The organism is Roseateles aquatilis, assembly GCF_002205645.1.
Lineage (GTDB): Bacteria > Pseudomonadota > Gammaproteobacteria > Burkholderiales > Burkholderiaceae_C > Roseateles > Roseateles aquatilis.
This window is the reverse complement of record NZ_NIOF01000018.1, coordinates 69,761-85,961: the sequence shown is the minus strand read 5'-3', so window position 1 is coordinate 85,961 and position 16,201 is coordinate 69,761. Positions and strand designations below refer to the sequence as shown.

Genomic DNA, 16,201 nt, shown 5'->3' with positions numbered 1-16,201 from the left:
GCCTCAGCGGTCCGCGCCGCCCTGGGTCGCCAGCACGCTCGCGAGGACCTCGCTGGCCGTCTGCAACTGCACCAGCGTCGCCTGTCGCGCGCCGAGCGGATCGCGGTTGCGGATCGCCGCCAGGATCGCCAGATGCCGCGGCAGGGCGATCTGATGCATGTCGGGCAACTGGCTGCTGAGCAGGAAGGATTCGCGCAGCGCCAGCGACAGCATGTTGCCGATGTAGGCCAGCAGGTCGTTGTTGGTGGCCTCGGCGATGTGGCGGTGAAAGGCCAGGTCGGGCTCCAGCAGTTGCTCGACATCGGTCGCGGCGACCATGTCGGCGTAGTCCTGCTCGATGCCCCGCACCTGCGCCTCGGTCGCGGAACGGGCGGCGAGCGCCGCGGCGGCCGGCTCGAAGATCCGCCTCACCTCCAGCAGCGTGTTCATGAACTCCCGCGACGGCCGGGCCTGGATCAACCAGCACAGCACGTCGGGGTCGAGCAGGTGCCATTCGCCGCGCGGACGCACGATCGCGCCGGCGCGCTGCCGCGAAACCACCAGGCCCTTGGCGACGAGCACGCGCACCGCCTCGCGCAGCACCGGGCGGCTGACCTCGTAGCGGTCCAGCAGTTGCAGCTCGCCAGGCAAGCGGTCGCCGGGCTGGAGCTCGCCCGAGACGATCATCAGGCCCAGCTCGCCGACGATGCGGCCATGCATGCTCTTGCCGTCGGCGCGGCGCGCCCGCGTGCTGTAGGTCGACTGGTCGGCGCGGCTCTTCATGTGGGGCGGCTGGGGGGACGGGAGTCTCGACGCCCGGCGCGGCGGATCAACTGAACAGTCGCCGCGCCACCGCGCTGCCGGCCGCGAGGTCGCGCGCCGCCAGCGACTTGTAGAGCTCGCCCAGTTCCTGCCCGATCGACTGGAACGCGTGCAGGTTGAGGATCTGGCCGCGGTCGTCGCAGACATCGGCCTCGAAGTCGCGCGCGAGGTTGCGGGCGGATTCCTGCCAGGTGGCGAAGGGCTCCAGCGCTTCCGGCGTCTGCAGCACGTCCAGCGCCAGCGTCAGCTCGCGCAGCGACGAGGCCTGCGGATCGTCCGCCAGCGCCGCCTGCGCGTCGAAGTTCAGCGTCAGCAGCGGCGGCGCGCCCTCCTCGGCCGCCGGCAGCACCAGCCGGCCCGGGATCGAGCCCGGCAGGAAGCCGTGACGCAGCGCGCCCTGCTGCACGAAACCCAGCGTCCACGCGGCGCCGCGCGCCCGCAGCACGATCGCCAGCTGCGCGTCGTGGCCGGCGGCGAACTGGTCCAGCTCGCGCGCGCGGCCGACCACGTCCAGCATGTCCGGGAACTCCGGCATCGCACCGATGCCGTCGGCGAAGGCCTGGATCTTCTGCACGAACTCGGAGTACTCGATCTCGTTGAGCGCGCCGCTGCGGTTGGCCATCTGCACGCCGGCCTGGAACTCGCCGTAGCGCTGGCCCGGGTGCGGCAGTTCCCAGTCGCCGGACTCGGCGTTCAAGCCCTCGATCTGGAACGGCTTGGTGCCCGCGCGCCGGCTGCCCGGCAGGTGCGACAGCGCCATCTCGCCGCTGACCGGCGCGTCCGGCGCCATCGTGGCGATGGCGTCGATCAACGCGTCGATGCGCGTCGACGCCTTGCGCGGGCGCACCACCGCGGGCATCGTGCCGTCGTCCAGCGCGCCCGGGTCGGGCAGCGGCGCGCCGTCGAGCGTGATGGCCGGCGCGCCGGCTTCGCCGTTGGCGCCCAGGCTGGGCTCGTGGCGGTCGCCGGCCGGCGCGACCGGATCGGCGCGGCGCGGGCCCGCGCGGCGCGCGCTCCACCAGCCTTGCGCCAGCAGCCCGACCAGCACCACGCCGCCGAGCACGGCGAGCAGGGTTGTGAGATTCCAGTCCGTCGTCATCGCGTCATCGCGCCAGCGCGCGTCCTGTTCACGTTCATCGCCGTCATTGCTCCGCCATCGCCAGCGCGGACTCCATGTCCACCGCCACGATGCGCGACACGCCCTGTTCCTGCATCGTCACGCCGATCAATTGCTCGGCCATCTCCATCGCGATCTTGTTGTGCGAGATGAAGAGGAACTGCGTGATCTTGCTCATCTCCGCCACCAGCCGCGCATAGCGCTCGGTGTTGGCATCGTCCAGCGGCGCGTCCACCTCGTCCAGCAGGCAGAACGGCGCCGGATTGAGCTGGAAGATCGCGAACACGAGCGCGATCGCCGTCAGCGCCTTCTCGCCCCCCGACAGCAGGTGGATGGTGGAGTTCTTCTTGCCCGGGGGCTGCGCCATCACCTGCACGCCGGCGTCCAGGATCTCGTCGCCGGTCATCACCAGCTTGGCCTGCCCACCGCCGAACAGGCTGGGGAACATGCGCCCGAAGTGTTCATTGACCTGGTTGAAGGTCGTGGCCAGCAGGTCGCGCGTCTCCAGGTCGATCTTGTGGATCGCGTCCTCCAGCGTCGTGATCGCGCTGGTCAGGTCGCCGAACTGCGAGTCCAGGAAGGTCTTGCGCTCGCGCGCCGCGCCCAGCTCGTCCAACGCCGCGAGGTTGACCGCCCCCAGTGCCGCGATGTCGCGGGTGATGCGGTCGATCTCGCCCTGCAGGCCGTAGAGCTTGACGCCGCCGTCCTCGATGCCCTTGGCCAGCACCGCCAGGTCCACGCCGGCGGCGGCCAGTTGCTCCATGTACTGCTGGCCGCCGAGGGCGGCCGCCTGCTCGTCGAGCTGCAACCGGGTGATGCGCTCGCGCAGCGGATCGAGGGCGCGCTCGATCGTCATGCGCTGCTCCTCGCTGCGCTTGAGGCGCAGGCTGAGGTCGTCGTAACTGGCGCGGACCAGCGCCAGCGCCAGCTCGCGCTCCATCTTCAGCGCCAGCGCGTCCTGCAGGCCGGCCTGCGCGGCGGCGTCGTCGAGCTCGGCGCGCTCGCGCGCCATGTTCTGCACGGTCTGCTCGTTGACCTGCACCTGCTGGCGCGAGGTCTCGATGCTGCGCTGCAGCTCGCCGCGCTTGGCCGCCAGCGCGCGGGCGCTGAAGACCGCCTCCTGCGCGCGGCGCTCCAGCACGCGTTGATGCTCGCGGGCCTCGGCGACCTTGCGCTCGCCCAGGATCACCGCCTCGTCGAGCTCCGCGTGCCGCTCCTGCGTCGTCGCGAGCTGCTGGTCGAGCTCCTCGAAACGGGCCTCGCCTTCCATGCGGCGCTCCAGCAGCGCCTCGACCTGCCCGTCGATCTCGGCCAGTTCGTCGTCCAGTTGCGTGCGGCGCGCGACGGCGGCCTCGGTCTGCTGCGCCAGGCGCAGCAGCTCCACCTGCAGCTGATGCGCGCGGCCTTGCGTCTCGGTGGCCTCGCGGCGCAGCACGGCCAGCCGCTGGGCGGCATCGGTGTAGGCGGCCTCGGCGCGGATCGCCTGGGCGCGGGCCTCGTCGGCGATCAGCGTCTGGGCGCGTTGCTCGCGCTCCAGGTTCTCGATCTCCTGCGCGCGGGCCAGCAGGCCGGCGGTCTCGGAGTCGGCGGCGTAGAAGCTGACGGCGAACTGGCTCACCGCGTGGCCCTCGCGGGTCATGATGACCTCGCCGTGGCTCAATTGCGGACGCTGGGACAGCGCCTGCGCGATCGACTCGGCGGTATAGACGCCTTCGAGCCAGTCGTTCATCAGCGCCTTCAGGCCGCCGGACTCCAGCTTGAGCAGATCGCTCAGCGGCGCCAGCGCGCGATGCGTGTTGGCGATGTCGCCCGAGGGCAGCGAATAAAAGGCCAGCCGCGCCGGCGGCGGATCGGTGGCGAAGGCCTGCACCGTCTCCAGCCGGCCCACCGACAACGCGCCCATGCGCTCGCGCAGCGCCGCTTCCAGCGCGTTCTCCCAGCCCGGCGTGATGTGGAGCTGCGTCCACAGGCCCTTGATGTCCTGCAGCCCGTGCCTGGCCAGCCAGGGCTTGAGCTTGCCCTCGGTCTGCACCTTCTCCTGCAGCGCGCGCAAGGCGGTCAGACGCGCCACGATGTCGGTCAGGCGGGCCGCCTGGCGCTGCGATTCCTGCTGGGCGTGCTGGCGTGCCTCGTCCGCGGCGGGGGTGGCTTCGGCGAGCTCGCCCAGGCGCGCGTCGGCGACGGCCTGCTGCTCGTCGGCGGCCACCGACAGCCGCTTCACCTCGTCGAGCTTGTCGTGCTGCGGCGCGGCCAGGCCCTGGCGTTCCTGCGCCAGCCGGTCGCGACGTCCGCGCAGGCCCTTCAATTGCTCGTCGACGCTGCGGCTCTCCGCAGCCAGCACCTGGATCTGCTGCTGCACCTGCGTGACCTGGGTGCGCTGCTCGTTGGCGCGGCCTTGCGCAGCGCGCAACTGGTCCTCGACCTCGGGCAGCTTCATCGCCTGGTCCTCGGCCTGCGCGGCCAGGATCTCGCTCTGCTCCTCGGCCTGCGCGATCTGGGTGGCGACGTCGTCCAGGTCCAGCTGGGCCTGCTCGGCGCGTTCCTGCCATTGCTGGTTCTGCGCCTGCAGCTCGACCAGGCGCTGCTCCAGCCGCTGGCGGCCCTCGACGACGTAGCGGATGCGCTCTTCCAGCCGGCTCACCTCCATCTGCGCCTCGGCCATGCGGCCTTGCGCGGCGTGCAGGTCGTCGCCGGCGGCGTAATGGGACTGGCGGATCGTTTCCAGCTCGGCCTCGAGCTGGCGCAGTTCGGCCATCTTGGCTTCGAGCGCGTTGACGGCCTCCAGGTGCTCGGCCTTCACGCGCGTGGCCTCGCCCGAGGCGTCGCGATGCTTCAGGAACCACAGCTGATGCAGCTTCAGCGTGCCCTGGTCCTGCAGGTTGCGGTAGTTGGCGGCGACCTCGGCCTGACGCTCCAGCTTCTCCAGGTTGGCGTTGAGCTCGCGGAGGATGTCTTCGACGCGGGTCAGGTTCTCGCGCGTGTCGCGCAGGCGCAGCTCCGTCTCGCGGCGGCGCTCCTTGTACTTGGAGACCCCGGCGGCCTCCTCCAGGAACATGCGCAGTTCCTCGGGCTTGGACTCGATGATCCGGCTGATGGTGCCCTGGCCGATGATGGCGTAGGCACGCGGGCCCAGGCCGGTGCCCAGGAACACGTCCTGCACGTCGCGGCGCCGCACCGGCTGGTTGTTGATGAAGTAGCTGCTGGTGCCTTCACGCGTGAGCACGCGCTTGACGGCGATCTCGGTGAACTGGTTCCACTGGCCGCCGGCGCGGGCGCTGGCGTTGTCGAAGACCAGTTCCACGCTGGAGCGGCTCGCCGGCTTGCGGTTGCCCGAGCCGTTGAAGATCACGTCCTGCATGGACTCGCCGCGCAGCTCGCTGGCCTTGCTTTCGCCCAGCACCCAGCGGACCGCGTCCATGATGTTGGACTTGCCGCACCCGTTCGGCCCGACCACGCCGACCAGTTGCCCCGGCAACTGGAAGTTGGTGGGATCGGCAAAGGACTTGAAGCCCGAGAGCTTGATCGAGTTCAGTCGCATCGAGACGTTCGGACCGGGGCCGCCGCGGGAGGCCCCGCAACGCGCCGCCGATCGTAGCTAAGCCTTTGATTTGATTGTGGAAACGCCCCTTGAAGGGGCGCTCTGTTCGCGGCGGATGATACCATCGCGCCCTTCGTCTTCCGGCCTGCGCCGCCCTCTGAAGCAGCGACCTGTCCGGCTCAAGAACCCAATCCCCGCTCCCATGGCCAAGAACACCCCCGCCAAGCCGGCCGCGTCGGCTGCCGCCTCCTCGTCTTCCGTGAAGGTTTCCAAGGCACCGAAGGCGTCCAAGGCGCTGAAGACCGTTGCGCCGATCAAGGCCGCCACCGCCGACGCGCCCAAGATGCGCGAGATGCCGCCCAATCCGCCGAGCCGCCCCAGCAAGGAAATCCACGTCTTCCCCAACCCGGCGCCGGAGCGGGACTACGTCATCCAGTTCCAGATTCCCGAGTTCACCTGCCACTGCCCGTTGACCGGCCAGCCGGACTTCGCGCACTTCACGATCGACATGATCGCGGACGAGTACTGCGTCGAGCTGAAGAGCCTGAAGATGTACTTCTGGAGCTACCGCGACGAGGGCGCGTTCCACGAGAAGGTGACCAACACGATCCTCGAGGACATCGTGAAGGTGACGAACCCGCGCTTCATCCGCATCACCGCGAAGTGGTACGTGCGCGGCGGCATCTACACGAACGTCGTGGCCGAGCATCGCAAGAAGGGTTGGAAGCCGCTGCCGGCGGTCGACCTGCCGGCGCACGGCTTCGAATCCGGCCTGCTGCGCTGAGCGGGCGTCGCCCCGGATGGCCCTCGCCTACGACGCCGCCACGCAGTTCGTCGCGGTCGCGCTCAAGCGCAGCCGCATCGATGGCTACGGCGTCTTCGCGGGCGAGACCATCCCGCCCGGCACGAAGCTGGGCCTGCTGACCGGCGCCTCCATCACCGTCGCCGAGGCCCGCCGCCGCGCGCAGGAAGGCCGGCGGCTGATGTTGGTGGAGCTCTCCCCGTCGCGCGCGATCGACGCGAGCCGGTCGCACGACGCGATGCGCTTCACCAATCACAGCTGCCAGCCCAACGCCCGCATCCAGGTCGAGGACGGCGAGATCAGCTTCTTCGCGCTACGAGCGATCGCCCCGGGCGAGGAGATCACCGTCGACTACGGGGTGACGCATCACGAGGGGCGATTGGCTTGCCGCTGCGGGGCCGTGGGCTGTCGCGGCGCGCTGTGAGCCCCCCCTCCACCCCACCCAAGCCCCCCGTTTTCTTGACCCCGGCCTGCTTTCAATATATCTTCCGAAGATTCGGAAGGATTAATCATGAGCATGCCACTCCCCTATGTTCCGGCCGCCGAAGTCGCGTACATCGGTGATGTGACCGCGGGCCAGGTGAACCGGCTCGTGGATGAGCACCTCGTGCCGGACTCGCTGTTCCAGCGCGATGGGAGCGTCCGCCGGGTGGCCCGCATCCTGGCCGCGTACGCGCGGTTCTTCTTCGCGAACGATGCCGTGTTGCAGGCCGCGACGCGGAAACAGGTGCTGGCGGATCTCACGGCCCGCGTCGAACGGTCCAAGTCCCGGGAGCAGCTCTTCGGGCTTCGGCTGGTGCCGCATGACGTCGACTGGATCGTGGTCCTGCCCGGCCACGGCGTGGTGATCGACATCTCCAGCTTCGTGGCCGAGGCGACGAGCCGTGCCAAGGATGTCGACAACGCGGATCGGCTGGTGATCTCGGATCCCGAGATCCTGGGCGGCACGCCATGCTTCATGCACACGCGCGTACCCATCGACGCCGTCCTCGCGACCCTCGACAGCGGAGAAGACCCCGCCAGCATCCAGGTGGACTATCCGTTCCTGACGGAGGCCCACATCGACGCCGCCCGCATCTACAGCGCCGTGCATCCGCGACGGGGGCGTCCGCGGCAGCCGTCAGATGCTCGCTCGACTGCCAAACTCATCAGCAGCGGCACCGGCAGGCTGAAGCTGCGGCGCTCATGATCCTCAAGTTCCTGATCGATGAATGCCTGTCGCCAGCGCTCGTCAACATCGCGATACGAGCGGGGCATGTGGCCTCCACTTGCGTGCGCGACCGGGGCTGGTCAGGCATGAAGGACCATCAACTGATCGAGCGCGTGGTGGCCGAAGACTTCACGCTGGTCACACGGAACTCGATCGACTTTCGAGGCAATGGACCGGACGACCTCGGCGGCGAACACGCCAGGCAGCCGATCCATGCCGGGCTGGTTTGCCTGAACTCGGAGGCCCCGCTGACCAAGGCGCTGCAGGTGGCGTTGTTCGAGTACACGCTGGATCTCATCGCCTCGCACGGCGCCGACCTGGTGAATCAAGCGCTCGATGTCTTTCTGATGCCCGACGAGTCGGTGCGATGGCATCGCTACGCCATCCCCGCAGGCTGACCATCCGCGCACCTTACGTCCCATGCGCAACCCTCCGTTGTCGACGTAAGTAAGGGACCGACAGCCCCGCCCGCCTATGATTCCTTGCATGAGCACGACCCCTGCCACGCCTCCGGTCAATCCACGACTGGCCCTGCTGAACCCCTACCCGTTCGAGCGCCTGCGCGCCCTGACGCAAGGCATCGCCCCGAACCCTGACTACCGCGCCATCTCGCTTGGCATCGGCGAGCCCAAGCACCCCGCGCCCAAGCTGGTCGAGGACGCGCTGATGGCCAACCTGAAGGGCTTGTCCAGCTACCCGGCCACTGCCGGCGAGCCCAAGTTGCGCGAGGCGATCGCCGCCTGGCTGCAGCGCCGCTACGCATTGAGCCTGGACCCGGCCACGCAGATCCTGCCGGTCAACGGCTCGCGGGAAGCGCTGTTCGCGCTGGCGCAGGTGGTGATCGACCCGTCGCGCCCCGGCGCCACCGTCGTCTGCCCCAATCCGTTCTATCAAATCTACGAGGGCGCCGCGCTGCTGGCCGGCGCCACGCCCGCGTTCGCGAATTCCGATCCGGCCCGCAACTTCGCCGCCGACTGGTCCCGGATCGACGACGCGACCTGGGCCCGCACGCAGTTGCTGTACGTCTGCTCGCCCGGCAACCCGACCGGCGCGGTGATGCCGCTGTCGGAATGGAAGACGCTGTTCGAGCTCAGCGACCGCCATGGCTTCGTGATCGCGTCGGACGAGTGCTACTCCGAGATCTACTTCCGCGACGGTCCCGACGCCGCCCCGCTGTCGGGCCTGCAGGCCGCGGCGCGGCTCGGTCGCCCGGACTTCCGCAACCTGATCGCGTTCACCAGCCTGTCCAAGCGCTCGAACGTGCCGGGCATGCGTTCCGGCTTCGTCGCCGGCGACGCCGCCTGGATCAAGCGCTTCCTGCTCTACCGCACCTATCACGGCTCGGCCATGAGCCCGATGATCCAGGCCGCCAGCGTCGCCGCCTGGAACGACGAGGACCATGTCGTCGCCAACCGCGCGCAGTACCGCGCCAAGTTCGCGGCCGTGACACCGGTGCTGGCCGAGGTGCTGGACGTCGCCCTGCCCGACGCGGGTTTCTACCTGTGGGCCGCCGTGCCAGACGGTAACGATATTGGCTTCGCCCAGGATCTGCTCGCTCAATACAATGTCGGCGTTTTGCCCGGGAGCCTGCTGGCCCGCGAAGCGCACGGCGTCAATCCGGGCGCGGGCCGCATCCGGCTCGCGCTGGTGGCCGAACAGGCCGAGTGCCTGGAAGCGGCCCACCGCATCGCGCAGTTCGCCAAGCAACGCGCCTGACCGTCACCGGTCCGGCGCCCGCGCTCCCGCAAGCCCGCCAGATTCTTCTTCGATCTTTCCGACTCCTCCGACCCTTTCCGGAACCGCCATGACGCAAGACCTGCAATCGATCATCGACCTCGCCTGGGAAGGCCGCGCCAACCTGACCCCGGCCAACAGCCCCGACGTGCGCGCCGCCGTGGACGACGTCATCGCCCGCCTGGACGCCGGCACGCTGCGCGTGGCCGAGCGCCAGGCCGTCGGCGAATGGACCGTGCACCAGTGGGTCAAGAAGGCCGTGCTGCTGTCGTTCCGCCTGAACGACAACCGCCAGATGGGCGCCGGCGACATGACCTTCTTCGACAAGGTCCCGACCAAGTTCGGCCATCTCAGCGACGAGCAACTGCGCGCCACCGGCGTGCGCGTCGTGCCGCCGGCGGTCGCGCGCCGCGGCAGCTTCATGGCCCGCAACGTCGTGCTGATGCCCAGCTACGTGAACATCGGCGCCTACGTCGACGAGGGCACGATGGTCGACACCTGGGCCACCGTCGGCTCCTGCGCGCAGATCGGCAAGAACGTCCACCTGTCCGGCGGCGTCGGCATCGGCGGCGTGCTGGAGCCGCTGCAGGCCAACCCGACCATCATCGAGGACAACTGCTTCATCGGCGCCCGCTCCGAGGTCGTCGAGGGCGTGATCGTCGAGGAGAACTCGGTCATCTCGATGGGCGTCTACATCGGCCAGAGCACCCCGATCTACGACCGCGAGACTGACACCGTCAGCTACGGCCGCATCCCGGCCGGCTCCGTCGTCATCAGCGGCAGCCTGCCCAAGAGCGACAAGTACAGCCTGTACGCCGCCATCATCGTGAAGAAGGTCGACGCCGGCACCCGCGCCAAGACCAGCATCAACGAGCTGCTGCGCGCCTGAGTCCGGCCCCTCCCCGCCGGCCGGCGCGCCGGGCTCAGCGGGGTGGGGACAGACCGCCACCGCGGACCGCCAGGGCGGCGGACCGCATACGATCCGACGCTGAGACGTCGACCAGGAAGGGACGGAGATGAGCACCGGAAACATGGAACGCATCCTGCGGCTGATGGCCGAGAAGGGCGCCTCCGACACCTACCTGTCGGCCAACATGCCGGTGCTGATCCGGATCAACGGGCAGATGCTGCAACTGTCGGACCAGTTGCTGACGCCGGCGCAGCCGCGCGCGCTGATCTCGGAAGTCATCGAGCCCAGCCACATGACCGAGCTCGACACCAACGGCGAGCTCAACATGGCGGTGTCCATCCCCAAGGTGGGCAGCTTCCGGCTGTCGGGCTTCCGCCAGCGCGGCTCGATCGCGGCGGTGTTCCGCCACATCCCGCATGTGATCCCGACGCTGGACAGCCTGGGCCTGCCGCCCATCCTGGGCAAGCTGATCACCGAGAAGCGCGGCCTGATCCTGATGGTCGGCGCCACCGGCACCGGCAAGAGCACCACGCTCGCCTCGATGCTGGAGCACCGCAACCAGACGATGTCGGGCCACATCCTGACGATCGAGGATCCGCTCGAGTACCTGTTCACCAACAAGCGCTCGCTGGTCAACCAGCGCGAGGTCGGCCGCGACACCGCATCGCTGCAGATCGCGCTGAAGAACGCGCTGCGCCAGGCCCCGGACTGCATCCTGATCGGCGAGATCCGCGACCGCGAGACGATGACCGCCGCGATCTCCTACGCGCTGTCCGGCCACCTGGTCGTCGCGACGCTGCATGGCAACAACAGCTATCACGCGCTGAACCGGATCATGTCGTTCTACACGCCGGAGTCCCGCCCGGCGATGCTCAACGACCTGGGCGCCGGCCTGAAGGCGGTGGTCTCCCAGCGCCTGGTGCGCGCGGCCGCCGGCGGCCGCGTGCCGGTCACCGAGATCCTGCTCAACACCAAGCTGATCGCCGAGCTGATCGAGCAAGGCGACTTCGCGGGCGTCAAGGAGGCGATGGAGAAGTCCATCGCCGAGGGCTCGCAGAGCTTCGAGGAACACTTCGCGCAGCTCATCACCGAGGGCACGATCACCCGCGAGGAGGGCCTGGCCTTCGCCGACTCGCCGACCAACCTGCTCTGGCGACTACAGAACGACGGCCCCGGCATCAAGCCCGGCGGCCCTGGCGCGCAGAAGAAGGAAGAGCCCGCCAACGACGCGGCCACCTTCACCTCCATCACGCTGGACGTTTAACCCGGCCCGCCCCATTCGCCCCCTGCCCCGCACGATGGCCTGCCTGCCTATTTCATGGACGACCTGACGCTGCCCCTGCTCGAACAGCTGATCGCCCGGCCATCGGTGACGCCGGATGACGCCGGCTGCCTCGAGCTGATCGGCGCCCGCCTGGCCGCCGCCGGCTTCGACCTGGAGCGGATGGACAGCGGCCCGGACGGCGCGCGCGTCCACAACCTGTGGGCGCTGCGGCGCGGCACGTCCGCCGACGGCCCAGTGCTGGTCTTCGCGGGCCATACCGACGTCGTGCCCACCGGCGACCTCGCCCGGTGGACCAGTGACCCGTTCGTGCCCACCGTCCGCGGCGACCGTCTCTTCGGGCGCGGCGCGGCGGACATGAAGACCTCGCTGGCGGCCATGGTCGTCGCGGCCGAGGACTTCGTGGCGCGCCACCCCGGCCACGCCGGCAGCGTCGCCTTCCTGCTGACCAGCGACGAGGAAGGCCCGGCGCGCGACGGCACCGTCGTCTGCGTGGAGCGCCTGCGCCAGCGCGGCCAGCGGCTGGACTATTGCGTCGTCGGCGAGCCGACCTCGGTCGAGCGGCTCGGCGACACCGTCAAGAACGGTCGTCGCGGATCGCTGTCGGGGCGCCTGCGCGTGATCGGCGTGCAGGGCCACGTCGCCTATCCGCAGTTGGCGCGCAACCCGGTGCATCAGGCGGCGCCGGCGCTGGCGGAGCTCGCCGTCACCGAATGGGACGGCGGCAACGATCACTTTCCGCCGACGACCTTCCAGATCTCCAACATCGCCGCCGGCACCGGCGCCGGCAACGTGATCCCCGGCGAACTGGCGGTGGACTTCAACTTTCGTTTCTCGACCGAATCGACGCCAGAATCGCTGCGCCGGCGCGTGCGGGCGCTGCTCGACCGTCACGGGCTGGAGGTCGTTCTAGACTGGACGCTGTCGGGCGAGCCCTTCCTGACCCCGGTGGGTGAGCTGTCCGCGGCGATCGGCGCCGCCATCGCGTCCGAAACCGGCGTGACCGCCCAACTTTCGACGACCGGCGGGACATCCGACGGTCGTTTCATCGCGAAGCTCTGCCCGCAAGTGGTGGAATTCGGACCGCTCAATGCGAGCATCCACAAGATCGACGAATACGTGCCGCTGGACCAGATCGCGCCGTTGACGCGCATCTACCGACGCACCCTGGAGAATTTGCTGCTGTGACTTTGCTGGAATTGATCGAGGCCCAGGCCGCCCGCCTCCACGAGGCGGGCGTTTCGTTTGGGCATGGCACGACGAACGCGTTCGACGAGGCCGCCTGGCTCACCTTGTGGAAGCTGGACCTGCCGCTGCACACGCTGGGCGACCATGAGACCGACCCGGTCGACGACGCCGCCCGCGCGCAGGTCGAAGCGCTCGTCGGCGAGCGCATCGCCACGCGCAAGCCGGCCGCTTACCTGACACGCGAGGCGTGGCTGCAGGGCGTGCCGTTCTACGTCGACGAACGCACGATCGTGCCGCGCAGCTTCATCGCCGAGCTGGTGGCCGAAACCACGATCGACGCCTGGCTCTCGGAGCACACCACCCGCGTGCTGGACCTGTGCACCGGCAACGGCAGCCTGGCCGTGCTGGCCGCGATGGCCTGGCCCGACGTGAGCGTCGACGCCATCGACCTGAGCGAGGACGCGCTGGCCGTCGCGAAGATCAATGTCGAGCGGCATGGACTCGGCGACCGCATCCGCCTGCTGCAGGGGGACGGCCTGGCGCCGGCGCAAGGTCCGTACGACCTGATCCTGTGCAATCCGCCCTACGTGAACAGCGCGTCGATGGACGCCCTGCCCGCCGAGTACCGCGCCGAGCCCGCGCTGGCGCTGGCCGGCGGCGCCGACGGCATGGACTTCATCCGCAAGCTGCTGGCCGAGGCCCCGGCCCAGTTGTCCGAACACGGCGTGCTGGTGCTGGAGATCGGCAACGAGCGCGAGTTCTTCGAAGCCGCCTTCCCGCGCCTGGAGGCCGCGTGGCTCGACACTTCGGCGGGCGAGGACCAGGTCCTGCTGCTGACGCGCGAAGCGCTGAAGGAGCTCGCATGATCACCTTGCGCGATGTCACGCTGCGCCGCGGCACCAAGATCGTCCTCAACGACGCCAGCGTCACCCTGCAGCCGGGCGAGAAGATCGGCCTGGTGGGCCGCAACGGCGCCGGCAAGTCCAGCCTGTTCTCGCTGCTGACCGACCGTCTGCAGAGCGACAAGGGCGAGGTGTCCATCCCCCGCCAATGGGCGGTCGGCGAGGTCGCCCAGCACATGCCCGAGACGGACATGCCCGCGACCGACTTCGTGCTGGAAGGCGACATCCGCCTGATGGCCGCGAACCGGGCGCTGGAAGAGGCCGATGCGTCCGGCGACGGCCACGCGATCGCCGAGGCGCACGGCATGCTGATGGACGCCGGTGTCTTCGACGCCCGCGCCCGCGCGCAGGCGCTGCTGATGGGCCTGGGCTTCAAGGGCGCGCAGGTCGATGCGCCGGTCAACAGCTTCTCCGGCGGCTGGCGCATGCGCCTGCAGCTGGCGCGCGCGCTGATGTGCCCGGCCGACCTGATGCTGCTGGACGAGCCCACCAACCACTTGGACCTGGACGCGCTGGTCTGGCTGGAAGCCTGGCTGCAGCGCTACGAAGGCACGCTGCTCATCATCAGCCATGACCGCGAGTTCCTGGACGCGATCACCAAGGTCACGCTGCATCTGGACGAGGCCAAGCTGACGCGTTACGGCGGCAACTACACCACCTTCGAGATGATGCGCGCCGAGCGCATGGAGCAGCAGCAGGCGGCCTATTCCAAGCAGCAGGACAAGGTCGCCCACCTGCAGAAGTTCATCGACCGCTTCAAGGCCAAGGCCAGCAAGGCCAAGCAGGCGCAGAGCCGCGTCAAGGCGCTGGAGCGGATGGAGAAGCTGGCGCCGGTGCTGGCCTCCGCCGACTTCAGCTTCGAGTTCCGCGAGCCGCTGAACCTGCCCAACCCGATGCTGATGTTTGACAACGTCGCGGTGGGCTATGACACCGACGAGGGCGAGAAGATCATCGTCCGCGGCATCGACCGCTCGGTGCTGGCCGGCCAGCGTTTCGGCATCCTGGGCGCGAACGGCCAGGGCAAGTCGACGCTGGTGAAGACGGTGGCGCGCATGCAGCGCGCCATGGGCGGCACGATCACCGAGGGCAAGGGCCTGTCGATCGGCTATTTCGCCCAGCAGGAGATGGACGTGCTGCGGCCCGACGAGGGCCCGCTGATGCACATGATCCGGCTGGCCAAGGAGGTCAGCCCGGGCGCCCGCGAACAGGAGCTGCGCGATTTCCTCGGCCAGTTCCGCTTCGTCGGCGACATGGTCAACCAGGAGGTCGGCAGCCTGTCCGGCGGCGAGAAGGCGCGGCTGGTGCTGGCGATGCTGGTCTGGCAGCGCCCCAACCTGCTGCTGCTGGACGAGCCGACCAACCATCTGGACCTGCAAACCCGCGAGGCGCTGTCGATGGCGCTCAACGAGTTCGAGGGCACCGTGATGCTGGTCAGCCATGACCGTGCGCTGCTGCGCGAGGTCTGCGACGAGTTCTGGCTGGTGGCCGGCGGCAAGGTCGGCCCGTTCGACGGCGACCTGGACGACTACCAGAAGTGGCTGCTGGACCAGTCCAAGGAAGCGGCGAAGCTGGCCAAGGAAATGGCCAGGCAGCAGGCGCGCCGCGATGCCGGCCTGCCTGCCGCCGAGCCGGCCGCGCCACCGCCCGCGCCGGCCGCGGCCCCGGTCGCCGCGCCAGCGCCGGTCAAGCGCGAGGACCGCAAGGTCAGCGGCCAGGCACGCCAGAAGATCGCCGAGCAGACCCGCCCACTGCGCAAGGAGATGGACCAGATCGACGCGAAGATGAAGGCGTGGACCTCGGAACGCGCGTCGCTCGAGGCGCAGTTGTCGGGCGCCGGTCTGTCGCCGGCGCAGATCGCCGATGCCGGCAAGCGGCTCAAGGCGATCGGCGACGAGCAGGAAGCGGCCGAGATGCGCTGGCTGGCGTTGAGCGAGCAGATCGACGCGATGCAGGCAGCCGGCTGATCACCGCGCTCGACGCGGACAAGACAACGCCCCGAGACACTCGTCCGGGGCGTTTTTTCTTGGGGCCGGCTTCTCTTGCCGACTTGGAGACGGGCGGCGAGGTCGAGGTCGAGGTCGGCGATAGCTGCTCTCAACCGCCGCGAAAGACCATTTCGATTGCGTGCAATTGAATTGCTCGCTACATTCTCGTCCATGCCGAACGACAACGCCTCTTCCCGGTCCCGCGACGCCACGTCGGCGGTCGACGCGACGTCGGCCGCTGCGACGATCGACTGGCTGCAGCTCGACGTGCAGCTGTGCTTCGCGCTGTATTCGACCTCGCTGGCGATGACCCGTCTCTACAAGCCGCTGCTGGCTCCGTTGGGCCTGACCTACCCTCAATACCTTGTGATGCTGGTGCTGTGGGAGTCCGACGGTCCCGGCGTGTCCGAGCTGGGGCAACGCCTGAGCCTGGATTCCGGCACGCTGACCCCACTGTTGAAGCGGCTGGAGGCGCAAGATCTGATCGAGCGCCGCCGCAATGCCTCGGACGAGCGCCGCGTCGAGATTCACCTGACGGCCGCGGGTCGCGCCCTGCGCGAACAGGCGGTCTCGATTCCTCAGGAACTGGCTTGCGCCAGCGCCTGCCAACCGCAGGAGCTTCAGACACTGACGCGACGCCTGCACGAATTGCGGAGCAATGTGCTGAACCACATCGCCCGCGACCCCGCCGCGGAATGACCGCGGCACCCATCGACACCCCGTCTCACCCCT

At 69.2% G+C, this 16,201-nt stretch carries 14 protein-coding genes; 11 read left to right on the top strand and 3 right to left on the bottom strand.

What is annotated here, in order from left to right:
- Positions 1-3: 3 nt before the first annotated feature.
- Genes CDN99_RS24965 through smc form a run of 3 tightly spaced genes read right to left on the bottom strand, consistent with a single transcriptional unit; the run spans position 4 to position 5,456 of the window.
- Positions 4-762 carry a FadR/GntR family transcriptional regulator gene (locus CDN99_RS24965; protein WP_088387914.1) on the bottom strand — a complete coding sequence of 253 codons (759 nt, stop codon included), beginning with the start codon at positions 760-762 and terminating at the stop codon, positions 4-6.
- A 46-nt stretch (positions 763-808) separates the two neighbouring features.
- Entirely contained in the window at positions 809-1,900 is a 1,092-nt protein-coding gene (locus CDN99_RS24960; RefSeq protein ID WP_088387912.1) for a cell division protein FtsZ, read from the bottom strand.
- Positions 1,901-1,943: 43 nt separating this feature from the next.
- Positions 1,944-5,456, bottom strand: coding sequence for a chromosome segregation protein SMC (smc, locus tag CDN99_RS24955; protein ID WP_088387910.1), 3,513 nt, complete (start codon positions 5,454-5,456; stop codon positions 1,944-1,946).
- A 352-nt stretch (positions 5,457-5,808) separates the two neighbouring features.
- Between smc and queF the strand changes: the two genes are divergently transcribed.
- The 11 genes from queF to CDN99_RS24900 all read left to right on the top strand — a co-directional run bounded on the left by queF (position 5,809) and on the right by CDN99_RS24900 (position 16,168).
- Positions 5,809-6,240 carry a preQ(1) synthase gene (gene queF / locus CDN99_RS24950; protein ID WP_088387985.1) on the top strand — a complete coding sequence of 144 codons (432 nt, stop codon included), beginning with the start codon at positions 5,809-5,811 and terminating at the stop codon, positions 6,238-6,240.
- Between the two features lie 16 nt (positions 6,241-6,256).
- On the top strand, positions 6,257-6,682 hold the full coding sequence (locus CDN99_RS24945) for an SET domain-containing protein (RefSeq protein ID WP_238139696.1): 426 nt from the start codon (positions 6,257-6,259) through the stop codon (positions 6,680-6,682).
- Positions 6,683-6,769: 87 nt separating this feature from the next.
- Positions 6,770-7,447: a DUF433 domain-containing protein gene (locus tag CDN99_RS24940; RefSeq protein ID WP_088387908.1), complete on the top strand. Its 678-nt coding sequence runs from the start codon at positions 6,770-6,772 to the stop codon at positions 7,445-7,447.
- Positions 7,444-7,866, top strand: a complete 423-nt coding sequence (locus tag CDN99_RS24935) for a DUF5615 family PIN-like protein (protein ID WP_088387906.1) — start codon at positions 7,444-7,446, stop codon at positions 7,864-7,866. Before CDN99_RS24940 ends, CDN99_RS24935 begins: the two co-directional genes overlap by 4 nt.
- An 88-nt stretch (positions 7,867-7,954) precedes the next feature.
- Positions 7,955-9,184 (top strand): succinyldiaminopimelate transaminase, encoded by a 1,230-nt coding sequence (dapC, locus tag CDN99_RS24930; protein ID WP_088387904.1) that lies wholly within the window; start codon positions 7,955-7,957, stop codon positions 9,182-9,184.
- Positions 9,185-9,272: 88 nt separating this feature from the next.
- Positions 9,273-10,091 (top strand): 2,3,4,5-tetrahydropyridine-2,6-dicarboxylate N-succinyltransferase, encoded by an 819-nt coding sequence (dapD, locus tag CDN99_RS24925; protein WP_088387902.1) that lies wholly within the window; start codon positions 9,273-9,275, stop codon positions 10,089-10,091.
- Positions 10,092-10,218: 127 nt separating this feature from the next.
- A complete protein-coding gene (locus CDN99_RS24920; protein WP_088387900.1) occupies positions 10,219-11,376 on the top strand; it encodes a PilT/PilU family type 4a pilus ATPase in 1,158 nt (385 codons plus the stop codon).
- A 54-nt stretch (positions 11,377-11,430) separates the two neighbouring features.
- Positions 11,431-12,582, top strand: coding sequence for a succinyl-diaminopimelate desuccinylase (gene dapE, locus CDN99_RS24915; RefSeq protein WP_088387898.1), 1,152 nt, complete (start codon positions 11,431-11,433; stop codon positions 12,580-12,582).
- A complete protein-coding gene (prmB, locus tag CDN99_RS24910; RefSeq protein ID WP_088387896.1) occupies positions 12,579-13,448 on the top strand; it encodes a 50S ribosomal protein L3 N(5)-glutamine methyltransferase in 870 nt (289 codons plus the stop codon). The genes dapE and prmB overlap by 4 nt, the downstream gene beginning before the upstream one ends.
- The gene (locus tag CDN99_RS24905; protein WP_088387894.1) at positions 13,445-15,448 is read left to right on the top strand and encodes an ABC-F family ATP-binding cassette domain-containing protein; all 2,004 of its coding nucleotides are present in this window, start codon (positions 13,445-13,447) and stop codon (positions 15,446-15,448) included. Before prmB ends, CDN99_RS24905 begins: the two co-directional genes overlap by 4 nt.
- Before the next feature lie 192 nt (positions 15,449-15,640).
- Entirely contained in the window at positions 15,641-16,168 is a 528-nt protein-coding gene (locus CDN99_RS24900) for a MarR family winged helix-turn-helix transcriptional regulator (protein WP_088387892.1), read from the top strand.
- Positions 16,169-16,201: the final 33 nt, after the last annotated feature.